General features: G+C 61.0%; 24 protein-coding genes. 19 read left to right on the forward strand and 5 right to left on the reverse strand.

What is annotated here, in order from left to right:
* Positions 1-101 precede the first annotated feature (101 nt).
* The 7 genes from JF545_RS03285 (at position 102) to yidD (ending at position 6,655) form a co-directional block, all read left to right on the forward strand.
* Positions 102-1,031, forward strand: coding sequence for an alpha/beta hydrolase (locus tag JF545_RS03285; protein ID WP_206938744.1), 930 nt, complete (start codon positions 102-104; stop codon positions 1,029-1,031).
* Between the two features lie 687 nt (positions 1,032-1,718).
* Positions 1,719-2,570, forward strand: a complete 852-nt coding sequence (locus tag JF545_RS03290; protein ID WP_206938746.1) for an ATP-dependent zinc protease family protein — start codon at positions 1,719-1,721, stop codon at positions 2,568-2,570.
* A gap of 60 nt (positions 2,571-2,630) precedes the next feature.
* Positions 2,631-4,145 carry an inactive transglutaminase family protein gene (locus tag JF545_RS03295; RefSeq protein WP_206938748.1) on the forward strand — a complete coding sequence of 505 codons (1,515 nt, stop codon included), beginning with the start codon at positions 2,631-2,633 and terminating at the stop codon, positions 4,143-4,145.
* 3 nt (positions 4,146-4,148) lie between these two features.
* Positions 4,149-5,129 (forward strand): alpha-L-glutamate ligase-like protein, encoded by a 981-nt coding sequence (locus tag JF545_RS03300; protein WP_206938750.1) that lies wholly within the window; start codon positions 4,149-4,151, stop codon positions 5,127-5,129.
* A gap of 71 nt (positions 5,130-5,200) precedes the next feature.
* Positions 5,201-5,698 (forward strand): transcriptional repressor, encoded by a 498-nt coding sequence (locus JF545_RS03305; RefSeq protein WP_206938751.1) that lies wholly within the window; start codon positions 5,201-5,203, stop codon positions 5,696-5,698.
* Complete coding sequence (hisI, locus tag JF545_RS03310; protein ID WP_206938761.1) at positions 5,695-6,135, forward strand: phosphoribosyl-AMP cyclohydrolase; 441 nt, start codon at positions 5,695-5,697, stop codon at positions 6,133-6,135. Before JF545_RS03305 ends, hisI begins: the two co-directional genes overlap by 4 nt.
* Before the next feature lie 232 nt (positions 6,136-6,367).
* Positions 6,368-6,655, forward strand: coding sequence for a membrane protein insertion efficiency factor YidD (yidD, locus tag JF545_RS19905; protein WP_315899984.1), 288 nt, complete (start codon positions 6,368-6,370; stop codon positions 6,653-6,655).
* Between the two features lie 144 nt (positions 6,656-6,799).
* On the opposite strand, the gene JF545_RS03320 is transcribed toward yidD, so the two are convergent.
* Positions 6,800-7,219 (reverse strand): SufE family protein, encoded by a 420-nt coding sequence (locus JF545_RS03320; RefSeq protein WP_206938771.1) that lies wholly within the window; start codon positions 7,217-7,219, stop codon positions 6,800-6,802.
* A 464-nt stretch (positions 7,220-7,683) separates the two neighbouring features.
* Between JF545_RS03320 and JF545_RS03325 the strand changes: the two genes are divergently transcribed.
* Both JF545_RS03325 and JF545_RS03330 read left to right on the forward strand, forming a co-directional pair.
* Complete coding sequence (locus JF545_RS03325; protein ID WP_206938773.1) at positions 7,684-8,112, forward strand: hypothetical protein; 429 nt, start codon at positions 7,684-7,686, stop codon at positions 8,110-8,112.
* Positions 8,112-8,270 carry a hypothetical protein gene (locus JF545_RS03330; protein WP_206938775.1) on the forward strand — a complete coding sequence of 53 codons (159 nt, stop codon included), beginning with the start codon at positions 8,112-8,114 and terminating at the stop codon, positions 8,268-8,270. Before JF545_RS03325 ends, JF545_RS03330 begins: the two co-directional genes overlap by 1 nt.
* Positions 8,271-8,359: 89 nt before the next feature.
* On the opposite strand, the gene JF545_RS03335 is transcribed toward JF545_RS03330, so the two are convergent.
* Entirely contained in the window at positions 8,360-9,478 is a 1,119-nt protein-coding gene (locus JF545_RS03335) for a tyrosine-type recombinase/integrase (RefSeq protein ID WP_206938777.1), read from the reverse strand.
* Between the two features lie 327 nt (positions 9,479-9,805).
* Between JF545_RS03335 and JF545_RS03340 the strand changes: the two genes are divergently transcribed.
* The gene (locus tag JF545_RS03340) at positions 9,806-10,840 is read left to right on the forward strand and encodes a DNA-binding protein (protein WP_206938796.1); all 1,035 of its coding nucleotides are present in this window, start codon (positions 9,806-9,808) and stop codon (positions 10,838-10,840) included.
* Positions 10,841-10,962: 122 nt separating this feature from the next.
* Here the strand turns inward: JF545_RS03340 and nfuA are convergent, their stop codons facing one another.
* Complete coding sequence (gene nfuA, locus JF545_RS03345) at positions 10,963-11,553, reverse strand: Fe-S biogenesis protein NfuA (protein ID WP_206938806.1); 591 nt, start codon at positions 11,551-11,553, stop codon at positions 10,963-10,965.
* A 342-nt stretch (positions 11,554-11,895) separates the two neighbouring features.
* Here nfuA and metH point away from each other — a divergent pair, with 342 nt between their 5' ends.
* The 4 genes from metH (at position 11,896) to JF545_RS03365 (ending at position 19,270) form a co-directional block, all read left to right on the forward strand.
* Positions 11,896-15,597 carry a methionine synthase gene (gene metH, locus JF545_RS03350; protein ID WP_206938811.1) on the forward strand — a complete coding sequence of 1,234 codons (3,702 nt, stop codon included), beginning with the start codon at positions 11,896-11,898 and terminating at the stop codon, positions 15,595-15,597.
* Entirely contained in the window at positions 15,597-16,949 is a 1,353-nt protein-coding gene (locus JF545_RS03355) for an MATE family efflux transporter (RefSeq protein ID WP_206938812.1), read from the forward strand. Before metH ends, JF545_RS03355 begins: the two co-directional genes overlap by 1 nt.
* Positions 16,950-17,079: 130 nt before the next feature.
* Positions 17,080-18,735: a nitrite/sulfite reductase gene (locus JF545_RS03360; protein WP_206938814.1), complete on the forward strand. Its 1,656-nt coding sequence runs from the start codon at positions 17,080-17,082 to the stop codon at positions 18,733-18,735.
* Positions 18,725-19,270 carry a DUF934 domain-containing protein gene (locus JF545_RS03365; RefSeq protein WP_206938816.1) on the forward strand — a complete coding sequence of 182 codons (546 nt, stop codon included), beginning with the start codon at positions 18,725-18,727 and terminating at the stop codon, positions 19,268-19,270. Before JF545_RS03360 ends, JF545_RS03365 begins: the two co-directional genes overlap by 11 nt.
* Before the next feature lie 231 nt (positions 19,271-19,501).
* On the opposite strand, the gene smrA is transcribed toward JF545_RS03365, so the two are convergent.
* Entirely contained in the window at positions 19,502-20,119 is a 618-nt protein-coding gene (gene smrA / locus JF545_RS03370; RefSeq protein WP_206938818.1) for a DNA endonuclease SmrA, read from the reverse strand.
* Between the two features lie 178 nt (positions 20,120-20,297).
* Between smrA and JF545_RS03375 the strand changes: the two genes are divergently transcribed.
* The 5 genes from JF545_RS03375 to pdxH all read left to right on the forward strand — a co-directional run bounded on the left by JF545_RS03375 (position 20,298) and on the right by pdxH (position 23,163).
* Positions 20,298-20,756 carry a gamma-glutamylcyclotransferase family protein gene (locus JF545_RS03375; protein ID WP_206938820.1) on the forward strand — a complete coding sequence of 153 codons (459 nt, stop codon included), beginning with the start codon at positions 20,298-20,300 and terminating at the stop codon, positions 20,754-20,756.
* Between the two features lie 134 nt (positions 20,757-20,890).
* A complete protein-coding gene (arsC, locus tag JF545_RS03380) occupies positions 20,891-21,235 on the forward strand; it encodes an arsenate reductase (glutaredoxin) (protein WP_206938822.1) in 345 nt (114 codons plus the stop codon).
* A gap of 88 nt (positions 21,236-21,323) precedes the next feature.
* Positions 21,324-21,944, forward strand: coding sequence for an NAD(P)H:quinone oxidoreductase (gene wrbA, locus JF545_RS03385; protein WP_206938824.1), 621 nt, complete (start codon positions 21,324-21,326; stop codon positions 21,942-21,944).
* Positions 21,941-22,333: a DUF2069 domain-containing protein gene (locus JF545_RS03390; RefSeq protein WP_206938826.1), complete on the forward strand. Its 393-nt coding sequence runs from the start codon at positions 21,941-21,943 to the stop codon at positions 22,331-22,333. Before wrbA ends, JF545_RS03390 begins: the two co-directional genes overlap by 4 nt.
* 188 nt (positions 22,334-22,521) lie before the next feature.
* A complete protein-coding gene (gene pdxH / locus JF545_RS03395) occupies positions 22,522-23,163 on the forward strand; it encodes a pyridoxamine 5'-phosphate oxidase (RefSeq protein ID WP_206938828.1) in 642 nt (213 codons plus the stop codon).
* A gap of 128 nt (positions 23,164-23,291) precedes the next feature.
* Here the strand turns inward: pdxH and JF545_RS03400 are convergent, their stop codons facing one another.
* Positions 23,292-26,039: a GNAT family N-acetyltransferase gene (locus JF545_RS03400; RefSeq protein ID WP_206938831.1), complete on the reverse strand. Its 2,748-nt coding sequence runs from the start codon at positions 26,037-26,039 to the stop codon at positions 23,292-23,294.
* Positions 26,040-26,068 lie beyond the last annotated feature (29 nt).

Here is a 26,068-nt window from a genome sequence, read left to right on the forward strand (position 1 = left end):
CTATCCAGACCAATGAGAAGGCGGGCGCCAAAGTGCCTGCCGGGTGCTTCAGCTACCACTCTTCTGTCTGTCAAACCTCACCATTCGTGAAGGAGTCCGTCATGAGCCATGTTCAGAACGTCAGCTACCAGAATCTCGGCTGGGAAACCTCGGCTGATCTCTACCTGCCGCCGGCCTTCGATGAAAAACGGCGCTATCCGACCATCGTCAGCACCCATCCCATCGGCAGCTGCAAGGAACAGACGTCCGGCAATGTCTACGCGAAGGCGCTCGCCGAGCAAGGCTTCGTAGTGCTGGCCTTCGATGCCAGCTTCCAGGGTGCCAGCGGCGGCGCACCACGCTATATCGAAGACCCGGCGATTCGCGTCTCCGACATCCGTTTCGCCATCGACTATCTGGTCACCCTGCCCTATGTCGATGCCGAGCGGATCGGCGCCATCGGCGTATGCGGTGGAGGTGGCTACACCATCCATGCAGCGATGACAGATCATCGCATCAAGGCTCTGGTCTCAATCACGGGGGTGAACTTCGGTCGACTGATCCGCGAGAGCTTCAGCGAGTTCGACCCGATCGGCGCGCTTCAAGCCATGGCCCAGCAGCGCACGGCAGAGGCCCAGGGCGCACCACGTCACATCATCGACTATCTGCCGCCGTCGGTAGAGGATGGCCGGAACAACGGTATCAACGACATCGACGTGCTGGAGGCCACCGACTACTACAAGTCGCCCCGCGGCCAGCAACCCAATGGCGCCACCAGTGGGCTGTTCTCTTTCAACAGCGCCGCGATGGGCTGGGACGCCTTCCTGCAGGCGGAAGTACTGCTGACCCAGCCGTTAATGGTGATCATCGGCGACAAGCCCGGCGGCTTCGGTGCCTATCGCGATGGTTGGGAGATCTATGGCCGCGCCGTCTCAAAGGATAAGCATATTGTCGTCGCCGAAGGCTGGTCGCACTACGACCTCTATGACCAACCCGAACCGGTGCGGCAGGCCCTCGACGCCCTGGTGCCGTTCTTCAGGGAGCGACTGTGATCCCCAAGCGGTAATCCCCTGCACATCGCTCTCCCACGCTCGCTCCGGTGAGAACACCGGGGCGATCCCTCTACAAGGTGCACCTGGTGGCCTTGGACAACCCGCCAAGGCAGGCGAGGAAACCCACGTCCGGAAGGCCATGGATATGTCACAAGACCCTGCCAGGAATGCAATCCCCAATAAGTTATGGCACATCATCTGCACCACACCAGGATGGTTTCCTCGGCATGAAGGGGCCTGACAGTGCTGTAAAAGCCAATTGAGTATGAACCCGGCATCACTGAGCAGACAAGACAGCGCGAATATCGCTCAGTGATCCTGGTTCTGAACGAGAGCTGAAACCGATAATTGGCACAACATTTACCTTAGAGTGCTGATATACCGAGCGTTGCTGACGGCTTGGTCGGTAGCTATGTTCACTTACATGTTGCGAGGACGCCCGTGCTGGGCTGGATATGACGCACGGACTTCGCTCCTGCGACCTTCCCGCGACGCCGCCAGTGCGTCTCGCCTTCACCAACCACGCACCCAGCGGGACTTGAATCCTCCTTTCGCCCATGTGCCAGCATGGACAGCGCAGGCATCGCTCCTTATCATCCCTTCAATTTGGTTCATTCGGATGCGTCATTAGGGCGCAGGCCGTCAGCCAAACCTTTTTGCCGATGCCGATACAAGGACGCTAGCGTCATGCCTCTTCGACCGACCTGTATGATTCCTCTGGCCGCCGCTGTCATGCTGGGAGGCTGTGCTCTGGCACCGGTCGATACACAACCGCCCCCCGAGCCTCTTACGCCGGCAGAATTTCACGCTGAAATGCAGCGGCTGGAAACCCGCCTGGCCGGCCAGTGCAACATTACCGAGGATGTGCTGAGCGCCCAGCGCGCCCAGGACCTGCGCATGACCGCCGATATCCGTGAAGTCGGCAGTCTGCTCCGCGGCGTCCGCAGCGACCTTGAGGCATTGGACCGAGACACCTCACAGGCCAATGTTCAGGTTGCCCAGTGTGAGGCCTCTACCGAGTCTGGCATCGACAACAAGGAGCTGCTCGGGCGCAGCGAGTGGGTCGGCTTGCCCAACGTCGGCACGTATCTGAAGGCCAGAATCGACTCCGGGGCCAACACCTCGTCGCTGTCCGCCACCGATGTCACCACCTTCGAACGAGATGGTGATGAGTGGGTTCGTTTCAAGCTTGGGCTGAACGACAAGGACTCTGTGGTCGAATCGGTGCGAGACAAGTGGATCGAAGCACCGGTCAAGCGCAATGTCACCATCGTTCAGGCCAATGGTGAGGAAAGTCGTCCGGTGGTCAGCCTGCTGATGACCCTTGGTCCCATTCGTGAACAGGTAGAGTTCACCCTCAATGACCGTACCCACCTGAGCTACCCGGTGCTGCTTGGGCGGCGATTCCTGCTCGACATTGCCGTTATTGATGTGGCTCGCCACTACCTGCACGACCGCCCCGAATTCCCAGGAGGGGAATCCGCCAGCGAAGCTGCTGATGAAGAAGCGGCCGATCGTGATGATCAGGAACAGCCCTGACCGAACGCTGTGTGCCAGCCCTCAGCTGGCTGGCCTTTCGCTCCCGTTTAAGGAAGACCCATGTCCAGATTGCCCTTTTATCTGATCGTCGCCCTGCTGATGGTGGTCGGCATCGCTACAAGCATCCATCGCCACGTGGAATTCGAGGTGCCATGGACCCCGGGTGAACAGCGCCAGGTCTGGGAAATCGAGGCTCAGGTCACCTTTGATGGCGATGGCAAGCCGGCCAAGGTGGACATGGCTCTGCCCTCCTCCCAACCGGGTTTCCGGGTGCTGACTGAACACACCGCGTCCCCGGGCTACGGGCTTGCCTTCCTGCAGCAGGATGGCGCGCGCCGTGCGGAATGGTCCACCCGTGAAGCCAGCGGTGACCAGCGTCTCTATTACACGGCCCAGGTCCTGGTGACCGAAGGCGGACGCAAGGCATCAGAGCCGCCTCCGCCTCCGCCCGTCAGCGATGTGGCGTGGCAACGGCCCTACGATACTGCCGCCCAGCAGGTCATCGACCGTGCCTGGGACCGCTCCTCGGATGCCTTCACCTTCGCCCGGGAACTGCTGAGCGAATTTGCGGACAACCGTCAGGGCGAGAACGCCCGTCTGCTGCTGACTCAGTTTGATCGTGTCCCCCTCGCCGTCCGTCTGCTCAACCAGGCGGGAGTTGCCGCGCGTGAAGTCAACGGCCTGATGCTCGAGAGCGGACGCCGCCGCCAGAGTCTGACTTCCTGGATCGAAGTCTACGACGGTGACCAGCGCGCCCTGTTCAACCCTGCCACCGGTGAACAGGGCAAACCCGACAACCTGCTGATGTGGGAAAGCGCCGGCAACGCTGTTCTGGAAGTGGAAGGCGGCAGCGACTCGCGGATTTCCTTCTCCATGCTGGTCCGCAATCAGCCCGCTGCGGCAGCGGTCAGAAGCCAGCTGGCGGAAGACAGTGACACCCTGCTCAACTTCTCGATCCACAGCCTGCCGTTGGAAGAACAGGCGCTGTTCCAGACCATCCTGCTGATTCCCATCGGCGCTCTGGTGGTGGTGCTGCTGCGGGTACTGGTGGGAATCAAGACCTCGGGCACCTTCATGCCCGTGCTGATTGCCCTGGCCTTCATCCAGACATCCCTGCTGACCGGCCTGATTGGCTTCCTGCTGGTGGTAGCGGTAGGCCTGGTGATTCGTAGCTACCTGTCGCACCTGAATCTATTGCTGGTGGCGAGGGTGACGGCGGTGATCATAACGGTCATCGCCATCATCTCCATCTTCACGGTCTTGTCCTATCGATTCGGGCTCAATGCCGGCCTCACGATCACCTTCTTCCCGATGATCATTCTGTCCTGGACCATAGAAAGAATGTCCATCCTGTGGGAGGAAGAAGGCCCCAAGCAGGTACTGATTCAGGGTGGTGGCAGTCTGCTGACAGCGGTGCTGGCTTACCTGGCCATGAACAATCCCTGGATTCGCCATATCACCTTCAACTTCCTCGGGCTGCAGCTGATCCTGATGGCCTTCATCCTGCTGCTGGGCAACTACACCGGCTATCGCCTGCTCGAACTCCGGCGCTTCAAGCCGGTGACGGAGGACTGATTCATGCGTGATTGGACCAGCCCAGGCAAGCTGAGGGCCAAGGGGATTATCGGTATGAACCGGCGCAACATCCGCTACATCGGCCGATACAATAGCCGCAAGCTTTACCCCCTGGTGGACGACAAGCTCAAAACCAAACTGCTCGCTCAGGAGTATGGCATCACCACCCCCGAGTTGATCGGCACGGTGTCTACCCAGTTCGGCGTCAAGCGGATTGGCGACATGCTGGCGGGCCATAATGGCTTCGTCATCAAGCCGGCCAAGGGCAGCGGCGGCAAGGGCATCCTGGTGATCGAACGTGTCGAAGGCCGGCATTTCATCAAGCCAAGCGGCGCCGAGCTCGATATCGAGGACATCGAGAGGCACGTCTCGAACATCCTCTCCGGTCTTTACTCCCTCGGCGGAGCACCCGATGTGGCGCTGGTCGAGGCGCTGATCAACTTCGACACTTCCTTCGCGGCTTACACCTATGAAGGTGTGCCGGATATTCGCGTCATCGTGTTTCAGGGATATCCCGTCATGGCGATGATGCGCCTGTCCACTGCTGCTTCGGATGGTAAGGCTAACCTCCACCAGGGGGCAGTAGGCGTCGGCATCGATATCGCCAGCGGACGAGCTGTTCGCGGCGTCCAGTTTGACCGCGCGCGCACCGACCATCCCGATACCGGGCACGAGTTGGCCAGCTTGCAAATTACCGGCTGGACCACCTTGCTGGAGCTGGCCTCCGGCTGCTTTGAAATGACCGGTCTTGGCTACTTGGGTACCGATATGGTGCTCGACCGAGATCGCGGCCCGATGCTGCTTGAGCTCAACGCGAGGCCAGGCCTGGCCATCCAGATGGCCAACGGTGAGGGGTTGCGTCGTCGCCTGGACCTGATCGAGGCACAGACAACGTCGCGCAATGCAGCCGAACGGGTCGCCTTCGCCCAGCACCATTTTGCTCGCCAAGGAGAGCTGCAGGACAGCCCAGCCGAAGCCATCTGACCCGCCTGCTTGCTGGCTCGCACCTGAGCCAGCAGGTAGACTGACATCTGGATTTGCACTTTTAGGCCCCCATGACCGATACCGCCCTGCTGCAACAGGCTGAAGAACACTGCGCCCGACGTGGTGTACGCTTCACGCCGATTCGTCGCCGCGTGCTCGAGCTTATTGCCGACGCCTGCGGTGGACTGAAGGCTTATGATCTTCTGGACCGGCTGGCCAAGGACCATGCGGCCGCGCGGCCGCCGACGGTCTATCGTGCTCTGGAGTTTCTGATCGAACAGGGGCTGGTCCACCGCATCGAGTCCTCCAATGCCTATGTGGCATGCCCGTGTCCTGAGCATGCTCATCGCTTTCAACTGCTGATCTGCCGTCAGTGCGGGCTCGTGGAAGAACTGCATCTGGACGATATCAATGAGGAGTTGTCCGCACGAGCTCGATCCCTGGGTTTCAAGGTACAGCGTCAGACCATCGAGCTTCACGGCCTGTGCCAGCAGTGCCAATCCCGCGGCGACGATAGCTCAGCCCACAATGGAACCTCTACCCATTCCACCGACAACGGAGCCCCATGAGCGATTTCATGAAACGCCTCGAGAGCGAACCCAAGGACAGCTGCCACTCCCTCGAAGAGGTGCTGAACCACGTTCGTTTCAATGGGGACGGGCTGCTGCCTGCCATTGCCCAGCAGCACGATAGTGGCGAGGTGCTGATGATGGCGTGGATGAACCGCGAGGCCCTGCAGGAAACCCTGAGCACTGGGCGCGTATGCTATTACTCACGCTCGCGCAGCAAACTGTGGCGCAAAGGGGAGACCTCCGGGCAGCAGCAGCATTTGAGAAGCGCTTCGCTGGACTGTGATGGCGACACCCTGCTGCTTCAGGTCGATCAGACCGGACCTGCCTGTCACACCGGACGTCGTAGCTGCTTCTACGTGGGACTGGAGGACCAGCAGGCGCGCATCACCAGCGCCCCGCTGATGGACCCCAATGAGCTCTACAACAAGAAGTGATGCACGCCGTGGCAGTCAATCAAGCACTGCCCAGGTGAGCGATGGTAACCGGGTCGACCCTCACACGGGCGAGACGGGCACTCCGGCACAGCATGGCGCCCGCCCTGCTCCGCCGCCGCCCCTTCTACAGCATCATGCAGGCTGTTGCTGTGGCGAGGAGCATGCAGACGCCTCCCCCTCGGCTCCTTTGCAGCAGACACCTGGAGAGCTAGCACTCCCCCGTCAACAGGGGATCAAGCGCTGGCTGTCACTGCCACTGCTCGGTGTCATCCGTGTCTATCAGACGGTGATCAGTCCGGTGCTGGGGCCACGCTGTCGCTACTGGCCGAGCTGCTCTCACTACAGCCATGAAGCCATCGTCGTGCATGGCCCACTGCGGGGTGGGTGGTTGGCAGTGAAACGCATACTTCGCTGTCATCCCGGTGCCGAGGGTGGCATCGATCCCGTGCCGGGCGGGCCCAGTGAACAGCTGTGTCGCGATGATCCTGAGCTGGATGATCATTTTCGGCCTCGCCCTTAGCGGAACCTATAGGGAGACACTGCATAAATGCCTACGCAGACGAGTCGCGGCGCTTGGCGGGCCTACGCAACACTCCCTTGACTCTGCCAAGCCCGGCGGAGCGACAGCTTTCGTGTATCTCTAGCGCTCGACCTTGCCGGACCGTTACGCCGCCTCTTGCTCGGCGACGCGATAAATCCTCTGCAGCATCGCATTGAGTCCGTTACTACGGGTCGGCGACAGGTGCTTGTCGAGCCCCAGATCCTTGAGAAAATGAGGACTGGTGGCGAGGATGTCGGATGGCGTGCGCTCATTGTAAATCCGCAGCAGCACCGCAATCAGCCCAGATACGATAGCCGCATCCGAAACGGCAGCGAAGTGCAGCAGGTCGCCCTGACGCTCGTGGCGCATCCACACATTTGACTGACAGCCCTGGATCTTTAGCTCATCCCGCTTGTCTTCTTCAGCAAAGGGCGGCAGCGCCTTGCCCATGTCGATGATGTACTGATAGCGATCCATCCAGTTGTCGAACAACTCGAATTCTTCCAGCAGCTCCTGCTGGGCCTGTTCCGCGGTAGTGGTCATGGAAACTCCCTGAAATAGCTCGCGCCAGTATACCTTTACCACGCCCCCGGCGTCGTCCCTCCCGCGGCCACCCTTCTACTGCGAACATGAAGACCAACCGCGGACATGAAGACGACAGCGAGCGTGCTAGACTGTAGCCGCTTTACCCCCAGCGATGAATGCATGGTATCGCTATCGGCGATAAGCCAGGCTCGGAAACGCTCGACCATGCTCCATTGTCGGTAACATCGGATACCTGGCCACAACGTGGTGACTCGCTGTGATGCGTCGACTTGATGTCTCGGTCGTAATACATCGGGCATGACAACCCGGTTATAACGGCCGGGTATTCGCCACTCGTTCTGGCAAGTAGGTGTTAGCGGCCCGGTTTCACGAGCTGGGCTTTTCAGAAACGGGCTTTTCAGAGCTGGGCTTTCAGAACTGGGCATTTTAGAACTGGGCTTTAGCGCCGCCACGGAGTCTATATGGCAGAACACCCTCCCGAAGGACCGGGAAAACGACAGCCCCGCGACCGTCGGCTTGCCGCTCTCGAGAAGCAACTTGACCGCTACCTGGAAGACGCTCGCTCGCGCCATGCCTTGGCTGGCAAGGAAACGCCTGAGCACGAACGTGGGCTGACATCGCAGCAACTGGAAGACATCATCGCGCACCTGGCCGCCCAGCGACGGGCCAAGCGTGCGGCAATCCTGACCAATTTGCTTGACCTGGCGGACCGAGCAGGCACCACCGTGGGTGCATTGTCCTTGATCGCCCTGTTCTTTGCCGACAAGGACAGTCATGCCACCCTGGTCGTGGCCAACACCGCAAAGCCGCTATGGGGTGCCTGTATTGGCTTCGGGCTCGCACTCGTGGCATCCTATGCAAAGGCCCTGCTGACCTGGAGGGATAAGTAATGACCTTTCACATCGCCATGCTGATCATGCTGGCCGCCACACTGGCACTTGCCGTGGCAGCCTACCAGCTAGATCGCGGCTACAAGTCAGACGTCAAGGCACTGACCGAGCACGCCGATCGCTATCTCGCGCGTAAGCGCGGCCATTTCAGGCCCTGAAACCGTTCTGTCAGATTGTTCCTGAAACCAGTCCTCGTAGAACCCAGCCTCTGAAATCCCAGCCAGACGCCTGGCCATGCTGGCCATGGCTAACGCGTCAATCGGTGCAGGGACTGCTGACGGTGCCACTCTTCATCTTCCGAGTGAAGGTAGATCGCCGTTGTGTCCAGGCGTGAATGACGCGCAGTCTCAGCCAGGTAGCGCAGCTCCACCCCGGCCTGGGCCTGATGGGTCAGCCCGGTATGCCTCAGCCAGTGTGGCGTAGCCTCGCGCAGTTGGGCAACGTAGCGCGCCTCACCGCCCTCCTCTTCCAGCGCCTCTGCTGCCTCGCGAAAGGTCTGGCGAATCATCCGATAGAGCTGGTTGTCGCCCAGCGGTGTCTGGCCATCGAGTCGACGCAAGATCGGACCTTGCGCTGTGCCCAAGGCATCTGACACTCCATAGAGCGAGCGGGCTTCCTCCAACAGCTCCTGCATGTCTGGTGGTACCGGAATCTGGGCAAACTTTTGCCCCTTGCCGACGACCTGCCACCACCACCGCCCCTCTCTCGAAACGATGTCATCAAAGCGTGCGGCGCTCATTTCGCTGATGCGCGGGGCCAATAGATAGCCAAAACCCAGTATCAGCCTGCGCCTGAACCAAAGGTAGCGCATGCGCTGCGTCGCCAGTAAAGGCAACGGGCGACTCGCCCAGGACCATAGCCAGTCCCATAACGCACGCTCCAGATAGCGTTCGATCCTGCGCTGGCCATTATTGAGCCTCCGCCGCTTGTCGCGCATCAATCGAAACGGATTGCGCGACAGCCAACCGGCCTCCACCAGCCAGGCCATCATGCCCTGCAGGATCACCAGGCTCTGGCGCCGACTCGACGGTGACAGAGGCCCGCGAAAGGGCCTCCAGCGTGGATCTTGGCGCGGCCTGGTCGGCCCAACCCAGTGCTCCGCAGGCACCGGGTTGGCCAGGAATCGTTCGAACTCGTCGATGTCGGCGCGACGCAAACCCGCGAGGACCTGCTGGCGCTCGGCCAGCCACAGCAGCAGCCGCTCAGCCTCCCGTCGGTAGGCCCTGAGGGTTTGCGGGCTTGCCGCGTACTCCTGCAACCAGCAGGTGACAGCCTCCCAGTCGTCATTAGCCTCGATTAGCGCGCCTGGGCGATCCGCCTCCCGCGCTGCCAGCCACTGAGAAGACTCCGCGCGCCAGGCAGCCATGCCACCTCCGCCAGATCTGTCGTTATCTGCCATTGATAAAGCCCGTCACCACCATGGATTGAACACCCTCCCTGCCCCTTCCATGCTGCCCCTACAGCGACAATTATTCAAGATAAGGCGCGTAATCTTGATTTTTCAGGCGTTATCATAAATATTATTACGTTTACGTATGTAGTGTAATTACACTAGAATCGTCGCATGCACAGCGCTGAGGCGATGGGCCGCGGTCGCCGCCGTGGCCAATGGACACACTGGATCGTAGTCAGCACCCCCGCATTCAGGCATGATCTGCCGCTGGCGCTAACATGCCCGCTCAAGGAGACCCCGATGGCCCGCACAGGGATTACCTACGACGACGTACAGCGAGCGGTGGACACTCTGCTGAAGCAGCAGGAAGCCCCTAGCGTTCAGAAGATCCGCGAAGTGCTTGGGACTGGCAGCTTCACCACCATCAGCGAGCATCTGCGCGAATGGCGGTCTCGGCGTGAGGAGCGGCGTGATGTGCCACCGCCTCAGGGGATGCCCGCAGAACTCGTGTCACTGGCAGAAGAGTTATGGACCAAGGCACAGGAAGCGGCAGCCGAGAACCTCGCCCATTACCGCCAGGAAGCTGACCGTAACGTCGAGGCGGCACTGGAGAAGGTCGCTACCGCCCACCGTCGCGCGGAAGACGCGGAGCAGCGCGAGAGCGCCCTTGCTGCCCACCTTTCCTCGGTGGAAGCGCGCCTGCAGGAGGCTGCCAGTGAGGCGGCTCACCTGACATCGGCAAAGCAGGGACTGGAGGAGCTGCTGACCAAGGAGCGCGAGCGCCGTAGCCAGCAACAGGATCAACTCGAGCGCCTGCAACAGGACAAGGAGCAGGAAGCAAGGGAATTCCAGCGTGCGCTGGAGGAGCAGCAGCAACAGCAGCGCGAGAAGCTCGCCCAGGAAGAGCAGCGTCACGAAGCGGCAGAGGCACGCCTGATGGCGATGCTGGACGAAGCCCGTCGCGAGCGACAGGCGCTGGAGAAATCCCATGCCCAGCGCTTGAAGCAAGCCGAGCAGCGCCACGACACGCTACAGCAGCAGCTACACGCCCTGCGCGGGGAGCTTGCGGATGAGGAAAAACGGCATCGAGAAACGCAGCTGGAGCGATCTCGTTCGGAAGAGGCGCTGCGCGCACGCGGACATGAAGTGGATTTGCTCAACGAACGCATCGAGGAGCAGCGTCGCCTGATAGCGAGCCACACAGAGCGACTGAAGGGACTGGAAGAAAAGCTCGACGAGAAGATCTGGGCGCTGGCTCGGCAGCAGCGGGAGCAAGATGCTGCCTCACCAAATGATGAATCCAAGCTCAAGCGAGACCAAGGCCGCGACAGCTGACGCGCCCTGTGCTCCATAAAAAAAGCGCCGCTCCAGAGAGCGGCGCTTTTTGCATTCGGCATACAGATGGGTGACGCCGATGCCTCGCCAGCCATCGCGGCCGACGATCAACTGAGCATGACTTACCGATAATAGGCGTTGGTGGTATCGGTGTGATCGGTGACGTCACGGATACCGGCAAGCTCGGGAATCCGCTCCATCAAGGTCTTTTCGACCCCTTCCTTTAGCGTCAGGTCGACCGCGGCACAGCCCTGGCAGCCACCACCGAAGGCCAGCACGGCCACCTGATCGTCGGTCAGCTGGATCAGCTTGATCTCGCCACCATGGGCGGCCAGGCCCGGGTTGATTTCGCTGTACAGGATGTAATTGATACGATCCTCGAGCGGGCTGTCGGCATTGACCTTCGGCATCTTAGCGTTGGGCGCCTTGATCGTCAGCTGCCCACCCATGCGATCCGCATTGAAGTCGACAACGGCCTCCTCCAGGAACGGAATGCTGTTGGCGTCCAGGTAGACGGCGATCTTGTCGAGCTCAAGCCGCTCGTCACTGGGCTCTTCCTCACCCGGACGACAGTAGGCCAGACACGTTTCTGCGTAGGGGGTACCCGGCTGGGTGATAAAAATCCGCACCGCAATACCGTCGACGTTCTGCTTCTCGAGCAGTTCGGCCAGGTAATCCTGTGCGCTGTCGGTGATCTGGATGTTCTCGCTCATGGCTCTCTCACTGGTTCGCCCCGCCTTGACTCAAGGCTCGTGGCCACTGCGGGTTGGATGACTGCATGGTAAGCCCAAGCTGGCCCAGACTCAATCCCGAGTAAAACACTCAAGAATGTCTCGCAACGGTGAACGGATCCGGCATCGCGACAACAGCGCCATTGCCCCTGCCGCCACGGCCAGCGCTTTGGTAAGATGTGCGCCTTTCGAACGGATCCCCCGGCGACTTGCCATGTCTGCGCCAATCACATGGGGGCCGAGCCACGCCAACGCAAGCGGTGGCATATAAAAAATTCTGCGTCAGTCGACCTGACTAGCGTCCAGCTGGAGACCCACCTTCCCATGGCCGTAGCCGCACCAACCGCTCAGACCGCCCGCCTCGTCGACAGCCTTTCCCAGCGCATCCTCATGCTGGATGGTGGCATGGGAACCATGCTGCAGAATGCAGCGCTGAGCGAAGAAGAGTTTCGTGGAGAGCGTTTCAAGGACTGGCCCTCGGACGTCAAGGGTAATAACGATCTGCTGGTCCTGACCTGCCCGGACCTGGTATCGCGGATTCACCGCGACTACCTGCTGGCCGGCGCCGATATTCTCGAGACGAATACCTTCAATGCGACCCGCCTGTCGCAGTCCGACTATGGCATGGAAGCCCTGGTGCCCGAGCTCAACCGCGAAGCGGCTCGTCTGGCCCGCCAGGTGTGTGATGAGGTCGAGGCGGACACTGGGGTAGCTCGCTACGTCGCCGGTGTACTGGGCCCGACGTCGCGGACGGCGTCCCTGTCTCCAGACGTGAATGACCCCGCCAAGCGAAACGTGACCTTCGATGCTCTGCGCGACAACTACCGCGAGGCGGCTCTGGCATTGATCGACGGTGGCGCCGATCTGATCATGATCGAAACGATCTTCGATACCCTGAACGCCAAGGCCGCGATCTACGCGCTGGAGGAGATCTTCGACGAAACCGGCCAGCGCCTGCCGGTAATGATTTCGGGCACCATCACCGACGCGTCAGGCCGCACCTTGTCAGGGCAGACGACCGAGGCATTCTGGAACTCCGTGCGCCACGCCCAGCCGCTGACCGTGGGCCTCAATTGCGCCCTGGGCGCTGAAGAGCTGCGGCCGTACATCGAGGAGCTGTCCACCAAGGCCGACACCTTCGTATCGGCTCACCCCAACGCTGGCCTGCCCAACGAATTTGGCGAATACGACCAGACGCCTGAAGAGATGGCCGCCATCGTGGCCGAGTTCGCACGCAGCGGCCTGGTGAATATCATCGGCGGCTGCTGTGGCTCCACACCGGAACACATTGCGGCGATCCACCGTGCCATCAAAGACCTGACGCCGCGTCAGATTCCACAGCGCAGCCGCGCCTGCCGCCTGTCAGGCCTCGAGCCGTTCAACATCGAACATGACTCGCTGTTTGTGAACGTCGGTGAGCGCACCAACGTCACCGGCTCGGCGCGCTTCAAGCGCCTGATCAAGGAAGAGGATTACACCACTGCGCTCGAGGTGGCACTTGAGCAGGTCGAGAACGGCGCCCAGGTGATCGATATCAACATGGACGAGGGCATGCTCGAGTCCAAGGATGCCATGGTGCGCTTCCTCAACCTGATCGCCGGGGAGCCGGACATTGCTCGCGTGCCGATCATGGTCGACTCCTCCAAGTGGGACATCATCGAGGCGGGCCTGAAGTGCATTCAAGGCAAGGCAGTGGTCAACTCGATCTCGCTCAAGGAAGGCGAAGACGCTTTCCGCCACCAGGCCACCGAGTGTCGCCGGCATGGCGCCGCGGTCGTCGTCATGGCGTTCGATGAAACCGGCCAGGCGGACACCTTCGCGCGCAAGACGGAGATCTGTCAGCGAGCCTACAACGTGCTCGTCCATGACATCGGCTTTCCTGCTGAAGACATCATCTTCGACCCCAACATCTTTGCCATTGCCACCGGCATCGAGGAGCACAACAACTACGCCGTCGATTTCATCGAGGCCACCCGCTGGATTCGTGAACATCTGCCCCATGCCATGGTCTCCGGCGGCGTATCCAATGTGTCCTTCTCGTTTCGCGGTAACAATCCCGTGCGCGAGGCCATCCACTCGGTCTTTCTGTACCACGCCATTCGCGCGGGCCTGACCATGGGGATCGTCAACGCGGGGCAGCTGGCGGTGTATGACGACCTGCCCGAAGCCCTGCGTGAAGCGGTCGAGGACGTTGTCCTAAACCGCCGTGACGACAGCACTGAACGCCTCCTCGATATTGCCGATCAGTACCGCGGCGATGGCTCCAGCGGCGACAAGAAGGAGGATCTGGAGTGGCGCAGCTGGGAAGTGGAAAAACGCATTGAACACGCGTTGGTGAAAGGCATCACTGCCTTCATTGAAGAGGACACGGAGCTGGCCCGCCAGAGAGCCAGCCGCCCTATCGAGGTCATCGAAGGGCCGTTGATGGACGGCATGAACGTGGTGGGCGACCTGTTCGGCGCCGGCAAGATGTTTCTGCCCCAGGTGGTCAAGTCGGCGCGAGTGATGAAGCAGGCCGTCGCCTATCTGATCCCCTATATCGAAGCGGAGAAGAGCGAGGACACCCAGGCCAAGGGCAAGATCGTCATGGCCACGGTGAAGGGCGACGTCCACGACATCGGCAAGAACATCGTCGGTGTGGTGCTTCAGTGCAACAACTATGAGGTCATCGACCTTGGCGTCATGGTGCCTGCCGACAAGATCCTGAAGACGGCCCGTGAGGAGAACGCCGATATCATTGGCTTGTCCGGACTGATCACGCCGTCCCTGGACGAGATGGTGCACGTGGCCAAGGAAATGCAGCGACAGGGCTTTTCGCTGCCGCTGCTGATCGGGGGCGCGACCACGTCAAAGGCCCACACCGCGGTCAAGATCGAGCCCCAGTATGATGAGCCGGTCATCTACGTGACCGATGCCTCGCGCGCCGTGGGCGTCGCGGGTCGCCTGCTGTCTCCTGGCCTCAAGGAAAGTTACGTCAAGGAAGTGCGTGAGGAGTATGAAAAGGTACGCGAGCGCAACGCCAAGCGCCGCCCCAAGGCAGCGGACCTTTCCTACCGTGACGCCTGCGCCCGCAAGCCCGTGCTGGACTGGCAGGGATACACCCCCCCGGCACCGACCTTCACCGGCCTCAAGGTCTTCGACGACTATGATCTTGACGACCTGGTCGCACGGATTGACTGGACGCCTTTCTTCATGAGCTGGGAGCTGGTCGGCAAGTTCCCGAAGATCCTGGACGATGAGATCGTCGGCGAGGCTGCACGCCAGCTGTTCGACGAGGCTCAAGTCATGCTGCGCAAGTTGATCGACGAGGGGCGCATCAAGGCCCGCGGCGTGATTGGCCTGTGGCCGGCCAATACGGTGGATGATGATGTCATCGAGGTCTACGCCGATGACAGCCGCAGCGAGGTGATCGAACGACTGCATCACATTCGCCAACAGACTACCAAGAACCGCGAGGGGGTCTGCTATAGCCTGGCAGACTTTGTCGCCCCCAAGGACAGCGGGACGCCGGACTGGATCGGTGGCTTCGCCGTCACCGCAGGACATGGCGTCGAGGCCCTGTCCAACGAGTACAAGGCCCGCGGTGATGACTACAACGCCATCATGGTTCAGGCCCTGGCCGACCGCCTTGCGGAAGCCTTCGCCGAACTGATGCATGAGCGGGTACGCAAGGAGTTCTGGGCCTACGTACCGGAAGAGCAGCTGGACAACGAAGCGCTGATTGCCGAGAAGTATCAGGGTATTCGACCGGCCCCTGGCTACCCTGCCTGCCCGGACCATACCGAGAAAGCCACCCTGTTCCGCTTGCTTGATGCCCCTGCCAACAGCGGACTCGAGCTGACCGAAAGCTTCGCCATGTGGCCCGCCGCAGCGGTATCCGGCTGGTATTTCTCGCACCCGCAGTCAAAGTACTTCTCTACCGGCAAGATTACCCGCGACCAGGTAGAGACACTGGCGACCCGCAAGGGCATGGCGCTGGACGAGATGGAGCGCTGGCTCTCGCCCGTGCTGTCCTACGACACCTGATGCGCGTGGCGTCAACCTGCAAGCTGCTGCCAGAGCTCAGCCGCTGGAACATGATCCTGCGGCTGGCGCTCCCCATCATGGCGGGCATGCTTAGCCAGAGCCTGATGAACCTGGTGGACGCCGCTCTGATAGGGCGGCTAGGCGAGACGGAACTGGCCGCCGCAGGGGTGGGAGGGTATGCCATGTTCATGGTCACGGCCTGCCTGTTTGGGCTGTCCTCCGGAGTCCAGGCCCAGGTTGCCAGGCGTCACGGAGAGGCGGATGTCAGCGCGGGATCTCGCGATCCTCGTGCAGAACCCCTGGTATCTGGACTGGCGCTGGCCGCCCTGCTTGGTCTGCCTCTCATGCTGCTGTGTCTATGGCAGGCCCCAACCCTCATCGGTTGGCTGAATGATGATGGCGCCGTCTCTGCTCTCGCCGTGAGCTACTTTCGCTGGCGGGTGATAGCGTTGCTGCCGGTGGCCATGATCTTCTGCTATCGAGGCTACTGGAACGGTATCCAGCAGACCGGGCTGTACCTGCGCATCATGCTGATCATGCAGGCGGTCAACCTGGTGGCAAGCGTTGGACTCATCTTTGGCTATTGGGGACTGCCGGCCATGGGCGTGAGTGGCGCTGGCCTGGGCAGCAGCCTGTCGCTGTTAGTCGGTCTCGGCATCTGGGCCTGGCTCAGCCGCCGCGCGGGAACGCCCCGTCGCCCCTGCCCCAGGACACTGGCAACGACGCTTCGCCTCGCCACCCCACACTCCTTTCAGCAGCTCTGGTTTGCGGCCGGCTACGCCGTGCTATTCTGGATTCTTGGCCAGATCGATACCGCCAGCGTCGCGGTCGGCCATGTTCTGGTCAACCTGTCGCTACTGTTGATTCTGCCGGGTGTTGGCCTGGGCATGGCGGCGATGAGTCTAGTGGGGGAAGCGCTGGGCAATGCCTCGCCGGAAAAGGCCCATCGCTGGGGCTGGGACACGGTCAGGGTGGCCTGGCTACTGCTCGCCCTTCTGGCCCTCCCCATGTTGACGATTCCCCACGCCGTCCTGGGCCTGTTCCTGCACGAGCCCGACCTGATCACGCTCGGGGTTGCCCCGTTGCGGTTGACCGCCATGATGATCGTGATTGACGCCGTCGCCCTGGTGTTCACCCAGGCATTGCTGGGTGCCGGGGCCAATCGCACGGTCATGCAGCTGACCCTGGCGTGCCAATGGCTGGTGTTCTTGCCGCTGGCCTGGTGGTTCGGCGTCCATGAAGGTGCTGGCCTATTGGCGGTATGGTGGTGCCAGCTCGGCTATCGCGCCCTCAATTCACTATGCTTTGCCATCATTTGGCAACGTCGCCGATGGCAACAACTGGCGGTATGAGGGTATGCTGACAAGCCTCTTATTACTATTTTCACCCAAACTATAAATATTTATTCTTTTATCGCATAATGGCGTGCAGGTAGAGTAACCCGCAACGTCCCGTCATTCCCTGGCTGCAGGAAAGCGCAGAATGTATCGCTACGACAATCATGACCAGACCCTGGTCGACGAACGCGTCGCACAGTTCCGTGACCAGATGCGTCGCTATCTCGAAGGCAAGATCAGCGAGGAAGAATTCCTCCCGATTCGGGTGCAGAACGGTCTGTACGTGCAGCGTTACGCGCCCATGCTGCGCATCGCGATTCCCTACGGCATGCTGGCCTCTTACCAGCTGCGCAAGCTCGGTGAGCTGGCTGCTCGCTATGATCGTGGCTATGGGCATTTCACGACGCGTACCAACCTTCAGCTCAACTGGCCGAAGCTGGAAGACGTGCCTGACATGCTGGCGGAGCTCGCCAGTGTGCAGATGCACGCCATCCAGACCAGCGGCAACGATATCCGCAACACCACCACCGACCAGTTCTCCGGCATCGCCGGGGACGAGGAAGTGGATCCGCGGCCTTGGTGCGAGCTGATTCGCCAGTGGTCGACCTTCCACCCGGAGTTCTACTACCTGCCGCGCAAGTTCAAGATCGCGGTGACCGGCGCTGCCCAGGACCGTGCTGCCATTCAGGTGCACGACATCGGCCTCAAGCTGTGGCGCAACGACGCCGGGGACGTGCGCATCAAGGTCCTCGTCGGAGGCGGCCTGGGGCGTACCCCGATGATTGGCGAGACGCTCTGCGAAGACCTGCCCTGGCAGCATCTGCTGACGTACCTGGAAGCGGTACTGCGGGTGTACAACCAGTTCGGTCGCCGGGACAACAAGTTCAAGGCGCGCATCAAGATTCTGACCAAGGCCCTGGGCGTCGACGAAATGCGCCGTCGGGTCGAGGAAGAATGGGCGCACCTGAAGGACGGCGTGCAGACCCTCAATCAGCAGGCAGTGGACGACATGGCCGCTCATTTTGTCGATCCGCCCCGCCGTGACGTGGACGCATCGGCCATCGAGGCCTTCGAAGCGTTGCGCCGCGACAACCGCGCCTTTGCCCGTTTCGTGACCAACAATGTGACCGATCACAAGGTGCCTGGGTACAAGGCCGTCACGCTGTCTCTCAAGCGCAGCGGACAGTCGCCTGGTGACGTCACCTCAGAGCAGATGGCGCAGATCGCCGATCTGGCTGACGACTACAGCTTCGGCGAACTGCGTGTGACCCACGAGCAGAACCTGGTGCTGTCCGACGTGGCCGTGGACCAGATTGAGGAGCTGTGGCACAAGCTGGAAGCGCTTGGCTTGGCCAACCCCACCGTGGGCACCCTGGCCGATCTGATCTGCTGCCCTGGCGGTGACTACTGCGCCCTGGCCAACGCCAAGTCAATTCCGGTGGCTCAAGCCATCCAGGAACGCTTCGAAAGCCTCGACTTCCTGTATGACCTCGGCCCGCTGGACCTCAATATCTCCGGCTGCATGAACGCCTGCGGTCACCATCACGTTGGCCATATCGGTATTCTTGGTGTCGACAAGAAAGGCGAGGAGTACTACCAGATCTCGCTCGGTGGCAGCCAGGGCAACGAAGCGTCATTGGGCAAGATCCTTGGCCCCTCGTTCTTCCGTGAAGACGTGCCGGACGTCATCGACAAGGTGCTCAAGGTGTATGTTGGCGAGCGTCAGCCCGACGAAGCCTTTATCGACACCTATCGCCGTATCGGCCTGAAACCCTTCAAGGAGTTTGTCTATGCAGCCTGAAGCCACCCTCCAGGACACGCCCCAGCGTCCGCTCATCAAGGAGCGTCGACTGGCTGAGGACTCCTGGGTTCGCCTGGAAGACGAAGCCTCTGCCGACCAGCCCAGCAGCATCGTGCGCCTGGACATCTGGCTCGCCGCTGAGCGTCGCGACGACCTGGCCCCCTGGTTGCCCAGCGACACGGTGCTGGATGACGATACCGTGGCCGAGCTGCGCAAGGCGCCACTGATCGCCATCGACTTTCCCAAGTTCACCGATGGTCGCGGCTACACCCTCGCGCGCGTGCTGCGGGAACGGTACGGTATCAGCGGGGAAATTCGCGCTGTAGGCGATGTGCTCATCGACCAGCTGTCCTATATGGCTCGCTGTGGCTTCGATGCCTTCTCCCTGCGCGAAGATCAGATCGTCGAGGATGCGCTGAATGCCTTGACCATCTTTTCCCGCCACTACCAGGTGTCTATCGACAACCCGGAACCGATGTTCCTTCGCCGCCAGCGTGAAGCGCGTGAGCGCCAGCGTGACACCGCCGTCGCCTGATACGTCAAACGACGCAGGAGCATTGAACCGCTGATGTGCCAGCACTGATCTGCTGTCACCTAGGGTTCAAGACAACAGCGCCGCCCAATGGGGCGGCGCTGTTGTTTGGTGAAGCTTATTGACGTAGAGGTTGCTTGTTACCGTCAGGGTTGGCAGCAAGTCCCCGCCGAGAGGTACTGGACACTAGGGGCTAAGGACTGAGGACTAAGGACGAGACACTAAGCACCAGAACTAGCCCCGACGTTTTTGCTGGCGTTCCCGGTTGGCCGATCGCGCACGCTCGCTCTTGCGTAGCATCACCCAGGTAGCGCCCAATCCTCCATCCCCCTCTTGCGCAGAAACAAAAGCGTGAACCTCCTCCAGCGTAGGTAGCCACTTGGCGAGACAGGATCGCAGCACATTGGCCGCGCCATCGATCTCTCGGCTGCGCCCGTGAACGATGAGCACGGAGCGAAGATCAGCAGCGTAAGCATCGCGAATAAACTGCGGCAGGCTGGCACGGCACTCGTACAACGGTCTGCGCAACAGATGCAGGCTGGCCTGCACCGGGTAGCCCCCCTGGCGCAAGCGCTCCATCACGCCAATCTGAATGCCATCTCGCCGAAACTCAAGCGGATCATAGGGAGGCACCAGGTCAACGAAGTCGTCACTCAAACCGTCCGCGCCATCGTTGCCACTCAGGGCATGGCGCCGCCTGGCGATCTGTGACTCGGTTGGAGCTGCTGGCCGATGACCTGCATCGGCACGATTCTGGCTGCGGCGCAGTGGCTGGACATCCCCCATCATGGTCTTGAAGTCGATATCGTCATGGCCATGGTCAGTTCCGCTGGCATGGAAGGAATCGGTCATGGGGCACCTCCTCGTCATCGGGTCTTTATCCTAGCAAGCCAAAGTCGATCATCGATAGACTATCGTGCAAACGCCCTGCCATCGTCGGCGCCAGGCGTCTTCTTCCCGTGCAGAACGTTGTGCACGGCTTCCTGGCCACGCTACAGTGCCAACGCTCATCCCTTTGCGGTCACTGCTTATGTCGTTGCTGTCACGCTGGATCCCTCGTCTGTGCCTTGCTCTGGTCATGGCCGGCATCCTCGGCCTTGGCTGGCTGTGGTACACCTACAAGAGCCCACTTGGCTACACGCCACCAGCGCAAGCGACAACCGTCAGTTCGGCTCGTTCAGAGCTCGACTTGGCGGATGAACATCGGGTCTTTGTCTACGGCACCCTGCGCTGGCCGTGGGTGCGCTGGCTGATTACCGGTGACGACCTAGAGACAAGCCCTGCACTATTGCGTGGGTTTGAGCGGGTTGGCCTGGACCTTGAGCCCGCGCCACAGGCCTACGTGCCTGGTCAGCTGTTACAGGTCGACGGCGACGAATTACGCGCCCTCGATCGCTACGAGCGGCTGGGCCAGCGCTACGAGCGGGTCAGGGTGGCGCTGGCCAATGGTACGCCGGCCTGGGTCTACCTGCGTCTGGATCCTCACTGACGCGCAAGTTCGTCGAGACGATGCGCTCACCCATCTCGCCGCCCAGGTCCTTCGGTGCGGGATACGCACAGCGTTGTGGGGCCCGGTGCCGGGGCATTACAATGTGAGCCCTTTCTCCTGCCGTCGGAGCTGTCATGGCCACTCTCGTCCTGCTGCATAACCCGCGCTGTTCCAAGTCGCGTGAAGCCCTTGCCCTGCTCGAGGAGGCCGGGATAGAGGCGCAGGTCCGGCGTTATCTGGACGATCCCCTGAACGGCCAGGAGCTGCGCGAGCTGATCGCGCGTCTGGATGGCTCTCCTAGGGACCTGGTCCGCACCAACGAGACCGAGTGGAAAACGCTGGGCGCCGATCGTGACGACCCGGAACAGGTTATTGCGGCGATTCAGGCTCATCCGCGTATCCTCCAACGGCCGATTCTCGATGACGGACAGCGTGCCGTGATCGGACGACCACCCGAAGACATCAAACGCCTGTTCTAGCACTCCGCGGCCATTGATCTCCGCCTTTTTCATGGGGTGAACGCCCTGCCCTCAACGCCGTTTACTGGTCAACTCAATAGGAAACCGCATGTCGGATTTGCCCTACGTACTGGTCCTCTACTATTCACGCCAGGGCGCCACACGCGCTCTGGCAGAGCGGATTGCCGCCGGCGTGGAGTCGGTCGCGGGAGTGGATGCAAGGATCCGCACGGTTCCTCCGGTGTCGCCCACCTGTGAGGCGGTAGATCCGGAGATTCCCGAGGAAGGTGCTATCTACGCCGAACTCGATGATCTGCGCCATGCCAGCGGCCTTGCTATCGGCAGTCCTACGCGGTTTGGCAACATGGCTGCGCCGCTCAAGCACTTTCTCGACAGCACCAGCGAGTTATGGCTGTCCGGTGCACTGATCGACAAGCCGGCCACCGCCTTCACCTCCACCTCCAGCCTCCACGGTGGGCAAGAAACCACGCTGATGACCATGCTCGTGCCGCTGCTGCACCATGGCATGGTTTACGCTGGCCTGCCCTACAGTGAGACGGCTCTCACCCGCACTCAAGGCGGCGGCACTCCCTACGGTGTCAGCCATCTCGCTGGGGTCCGCAGCGATCGTCCGCTGGATGAACACGAGCGCGAACTCGCCTTTGCCCAAGGCGAACGAATCGCCAGGTTGACGCTGGCGCTCTCGGCTGCCCGCAAGGCGGCATCATGAGGGCCTGGCTCGAGGAACTGGAACGACGCAAGGGCCTGGATCAGCTCACCACGAGAGCACGCCAGGTAGTGCTGGTAGGGTTTATCGCACTGCTGGCCATGATGATCTATCGAGGGTTCTCGGTAGAGGCCGACGGCAATCGATTCGGGCCGATGATCGCCTTCGTCCTGCCGTTGATCCTCTTTCTGCCTTCCATCCTTACGCGGCGACCGCGTGGACACGCCTGGCTTGCCTTTGTCAGCCTGCTGTACTTTGCTCAAGGAGTCATGGTCGCAAGCCTGCCAGGGCTGGGTGGTCGCGGCATCCTGGAGGCTGTGGTGGCGCTGGTATTGTTTGCTGGCTGTACCGCCTACGCCCGCTTTCGTTCGCGCCAGCTACGCCAAGCCTGAACCAGTTGGCATCTCCCCATGCGTCCTGGTTGGCCGTTGGCGTGGTGCAACCCGACGGCCTGGGTGTGCGCTGCCTAAACGATGACTTGGCAAGGCGACAGCGACTTTCGTGGATGCGATGATTCGGGTAGCGGCCAGCCGAACACAACTCACGTTCACTGCTTAATTGGATACCACTGGAGACACTCATGACCCGTGATATTGCGGACATCCGACGCGACTATGAAGGCGGTATTCTCGACGAAGGCAGCGTACCGAACGACCCCTTCACCTTGTTCGACGAGTGGTTTGCCCTCGCGCTGGATAGCGAACCCCAGGACGCCAATGCCATGACACTATCTACGGTAGATAGTCAGGGACTGCCCCATGCGCGGATTGTGCTGCTCAAGGGCATCGATGCCAACGGCATGGTGTTCTACACCAATTACCACAGCCATAAGGGCAGCGAGCTGGCCAATGTTCCCCATGCCGCACTGACCTTCTGGTGGCCCTCTCTGGCACGTCAGGTACGGGTGGAAGGACACGTCGAGCGCGTGGCGGAAGAAGAATCAGACGACTATTTCTCCAGTCGGCCCCGGGGCAGCCAGCTGGGTGCCTGGATCGCGACACAAAGCGTGGTGATTCCTGACCGCGGCTGGATCGAACAGCGCCAGCAACGCTTCGAAAAAGCCTACGAAGGTCAGGACATTCCTCGACCCGTACATTGGGGCGGCTATCGCGTCGTACCGGAGATGATCGAATTCTGGCAAGGGCAACCCAGTCGCCTGCATGATCGCGTGCGCTATCACCGCCGCGATGATAGCTGGGAGGTGGCTCGCCTGGCTCCGTAGAAAGAAAGCAGGCTGCTCTAGGAAGCATCTGTCGAAGAGAGTCTGTCGACAAGAACCTCGAGAGCAACCCTTCTTGAGAACTCAGGCCCACCGGCGCATGGAAGGATGCTGCGCCGGTGGCGGCGTGATCATTCCACCGGCCGTTCCAGGCGGTGCCGCTGCCAGTCACTGGTGGGCTCGTTGAGTCGCAGAACGGCATCCACCACCTGCTCCTCCATGTTGAAGCGCTGACGGAACCCCAGATGTTTCATCAGTGCCCGCATGGGATGATTGTCGATCATGATCTTGCCGAACATTTCCAGGGTACCGACACCCTTGCAGTAGCGGATCATCTTCTCCATCAGCCGACTGCCAATACCCAGCCCCTGAAGATCATCACGAATGATGATAGAAAATTCGGTGCGAATGTTGTCGGGGTCATTCCACACGCGCACCACCCCCAACATTTCCTTGCTGCCATCCTCGCACAGACGCTCTGCGATAAAGGCCATCTGGCGGTCGTAGTTGATATGGGCCAGGCGTGACAGGTCGCCTTGGCTCAGGTCGGTCTTGTTATGGAAGTAGCGAAAGCGAATACTCTCTTCCGACAGCTGACGGTGGAACTCGGTGATCAGCGGCGCGTCCTCGGCACGGATGGGGCGAAACTCCACTTCCCATCCATTGCGTAGTGTGACCGATTCTCGCAACTCCTCCGGATACGGCATGATCGCAAATCGCGCGGGCTGACCCAGGTCCATGGCGAAATCCACCGCCACCATGCCATCACGGTTGAGCAGCAAGGGGTTGATCTCTAGCCCCCGCAACCTGGGCAGGTCGGTTGCCATCTGCGACAGCGTCACCAGCACCTGGCAAAGACGCTGCGTGTCACGTTCGGGATCGCTTGAGTGCTCACGAATCAGCCGGTAGGCATGGGTGCGGCCTACCATGTCGGCCGCCAAGGTCATGTTGAGCGGCGGCAGCGATACCTGTCGGTCGGCCAGGATATTCACCTTGTAACCGCCGATGCCAAAGACGATGAGTGGGCCGAACACCGGGTCGCGAGTGATCCCGGCACACAGCTGCATGGAATGTTTGCCCCGCTGCATGGGCTGGAGACAGAATTCGCGCACCTGAAAACCTGGGAACTTCTCGGACACTTTCTCGCTGAGACGATCCATGGCGGCTGCGACGTCCTCGGGTGTGGCGATGTCCTGAATCAAGCCAGCCGACAGTTTGTGAGGATGCTGGCGGTAGCGGAATGGCCGACTGTTGCCATCATGTACCACCTTCAGGGCAAAGGGCCCCTCCATGGCTCGGGACAATTGCGCCGCGTTATCTGTGCTGTCGGGATAGAGGCTCTTAGCCACCGGCAGGCCATAGGCCTTGAGCACCTCGGCCGTCTCACTATGGGCAAGACTTTCCCTGCCCTCGGCCAGCACCCGATCGATCAGTTGATGACAGCGCTGGCGCACCTCTGCCGCAGTGGAAATGGGAAGACTTGGCGGCGTCTGCTGCAATAGCGATTGGACTCTCTGATAGTCCACCATGTGCATGAATGCCTTGACCGCCTTCTCAGGAGACAGGTAAGTGGGGATACCGGCTTCATGACAGAGATGACGGGCGTCGACAGCCTGTTCGAAGCCCATCCAACTGGTCAGCAGATTGCGCGGGAAACGTCGCCTTCCACCAATCAGCGCTTCGGCGGTGGCCCGGGAGGGCGCCAGGCGCGTGGGGGCATGAACCACCAGCACCGCATCGACGTTGGGATCCGCTGCCACCGCCTCCAACGCTGCCACAAAACGCTCTGGGGTGGCATTGCCTCCCAGGTCCACCGGATTTTCACCTGGCTTGCTGATATCCAGGTCCTGTTCGCGCAGCGCGCGTTGGGTATCATCCTCGAACTCGGCCAGGCGACCGCCGGAGCTAATCAGCTTGTCGATGGCGAGCATGGCCGGGCCTAACCCATTGGAAACGATTGCCAGCCGATCCCCTTTGAGAGGGCGCATCCGCGACAGGGTTTCCAGCGCATCATAAAGCTCATCGGAATCGTTGACCCTGACCACCCCCGCCCGGGCAAAGGCCGCATCGAAGACCTGATCGCGATGGGTGATACCCGGTGTCGGTGGCAGTCCACTCATGTCACTTTGCGCCGTGCGACCACTCTTGATGGCCAGGACCAGGCGACTGCGCGACGCATCTCGCACGGCAGTCATGAAGTGCTGGGCATCATGCACTCGCTCCAGGTGCAGCAATATCGCCTGGGTCGGCGAATTCTGATTGATGTAGTCAATCAGGTCAGGAAGCATCACATCGATGCTTTCACCCAGCGTCAGCAAGTGTGAAAAGCCAATACCTCGCCCCGCCGCCCAGTCGATCATGGCGTTGGCCAGCATGCCGGACTGCCCGAGATAGGCGACCTTGCCCCTGGGAACCGTGTGGCTCGAATAGGAGGCATTGAGGTGCCTTCCGGGCACGATCAGCCCCATGCATTCGGGTCCCAGCACGCGAATACCGGAGGCCCTGGCGGCATCGAGCATGCGCTGGCGAAGCGAGGACTTGCCGCTATGCTCATCATCCAGTTGGCTGCCTCCGGACAGCACCAGCGCAGCCCGAACGCCACTTTCGCCAAGGCGGGAAAGCAGCTTCGGCAAGCTATTGACCGGAGTGCACAGAATGGCCAGATCGACGATCTCGGGTAACTGCGATGTCCGCGCGACACAGGTGACCCCATGCACGCTGGCGTAGCCCTTGGCATTGACCGCCCAGAGTTTACCGGTGTATCCCCCATCGAGAAGGTTGCGAATGACCTGGCCTCCCGTGGAGTGCGTCTTCTCGGAGGCGCCCACGACGGCTATCGACGCGGGATCGAAAAAACGGCGCAAAAACTGGGTGCTCACGGCAAGACCTCCTGGGCGAATCGTACCCC

The sequence above is a fragment of the Halomonas litopenaei genome (assembly GCF_017303055.1).
Lineage (GTDB): Bacteria > Pseudomonadota > Gammaproteobacteria > Pseudomonadales > Halomonadaceae > Halomonas > Halomonas litopenaei_A.

Bases quoted from the DNA above. Each gene is read 5' to 3' on its own strand.
- JF545_RS03285 (WP_206938744.1), top strand. From the start codon at position 102: ATGAGCCATGTTCAGAACGTCAGCTACCAGAATCTCGGCTGGGAAACC.
- JF545_RS03290 (WP_206938746.1), top strand. From the start codon at position 1,719: ATGCCTCTTCGACCGACCTGTATGATTCCTCTGGCCGCCGCTGTCATG.
- JF545_RS03295 (WP_206938748.1), top strand. From the start codon at position 2,631: ATGTCCAGATTGCCCTTTTATCTGATCGTCGCCCTGCTGATGGTGGTC.
- JF545_RS03300 (WP_206938750.1), top strand. From the start codon at position 4,149: ATGCGTGATTGGACCAGCCCAGGCAAGCTGAGGGCCAAGGGGATTATC.
- JF545_RS03305 (WP_206938751.1), top strand. From the start codon at position 5,201: ATGACCGATACCGCCCTGCTGCAACAGGCTGAAGAACACTGCGCCCGA.
- hisI (WP_206938761.1), top strand. From the start codon at position 5,695: ATGAGCGATTTCATGAAACGCCTCGAGAGCGAACCCAAGGACAGCTGC.
- JF545_RS03320 (WP_206938771.1), bottom strand. From the start codon at position 7,219: ATGACCACTACCGCGGAACAGGCCCAGCAGGAGCTGCTGGAAGAATTC.
- JF545_RS03325 (WP_206938773.1), top strand. From the start codon at position 7,684: ATGGCAGAACACCCTCCCGAAGGACCGGGAAAACGACAGCCCCGCGAC.
- JF545_RS03330 (WP_206938775.1), top strand. From the start codon at position 8,112: ATGACCTTTCACATCGCCATGCTGATCATGCTGGCCGCCACACTGGCA.
- JF545_RS03335 (WP_206938777.1), bottom strand. From the start codon at position 9,478: ATGGCTGCCTGGCGCGCGGAGTCTTCTCAGTGGCTGGCAGCGCGGGAG.
- JF545_RS03340 (WP_206938796.1), top strand. From the start codon at position 9,806: ATGGCCCGCACAGGGATTACCTACGACGACGTACAGCGAGCGGTGGAC.
- nfuA (WP_206938806.1), bottom strand. From the start codon at position 11,553: ATGAGCGAGAACATCCAGATCACCGACAGCGCACAGGATTACCTGGCC.
- metH (WP_206938811.1), top strand. From the start codon at position 11,896: ATGGCCGTAGCCGCACCAACCGCTCAGACCGCCCGCCTCGTCGACAGC.
- JF545_RS03355 (WP_206938812.1), top strand. From the start codon at position 15,597: ATGCGCGTGGCGTCAACCTGCAAGCTGCTGCCAGAGCTCAGCCGCTGG.
- JF545_RS03360 (WP_206938814.1), top strand. From the start codon at position 17,080: ATGTATCGCTACGACAATCATGACCAGACCCTGGTCGACGAACGCGTC.
- JF545_RS03365 (WP_206938816.1), top strand. From the start codon at position 18,725: ATGCAGCCTGAAGCCACCCTCCAGGACACGCCCCAGCGTCCGCTCATC.
- smrA (WP_206938818.1), bottom strand. From the start codon at position 20,119: ATGACCGATTCCTTCCATGCCAGCGGAACTGACCATGGCCATGACGAT.
- JF545_RS03375 (WP_206938820.1), top strand. From the start codon at position 20,298: ATGTCGTTGCTGTCACGCTGGATCCCTCGTCTGTGCCTTGCTCTGGTC.
- arsC (WP_206938822.1), top strand. From the start codon at position 20,891: ATGGCCACTCTCGTCCTGCTGCATAACCCGCGCTGTTCCAAGTCGCGT.
- wrbA (WP_206938824.1), top strand. From the start codon at position 21,324: ATGTCGGATTTGCCCTACGTACTGGTCCTCTACTATTCACGCCAGGGC.
- JF545_RS03390 (WP_206938826.1), top strand. From the start codon at position 21,941: ATGAGGGCCTGGCTCGAGGAACTGGAACGACGCAAGGGCCTGGATCAG.
- pdxH (WP_206938828.1), top strand. From the start codon at position 22,522: ATGACCCGTGATATTGCGGACATCCGACGCGACTATGAAGGCGGTATT.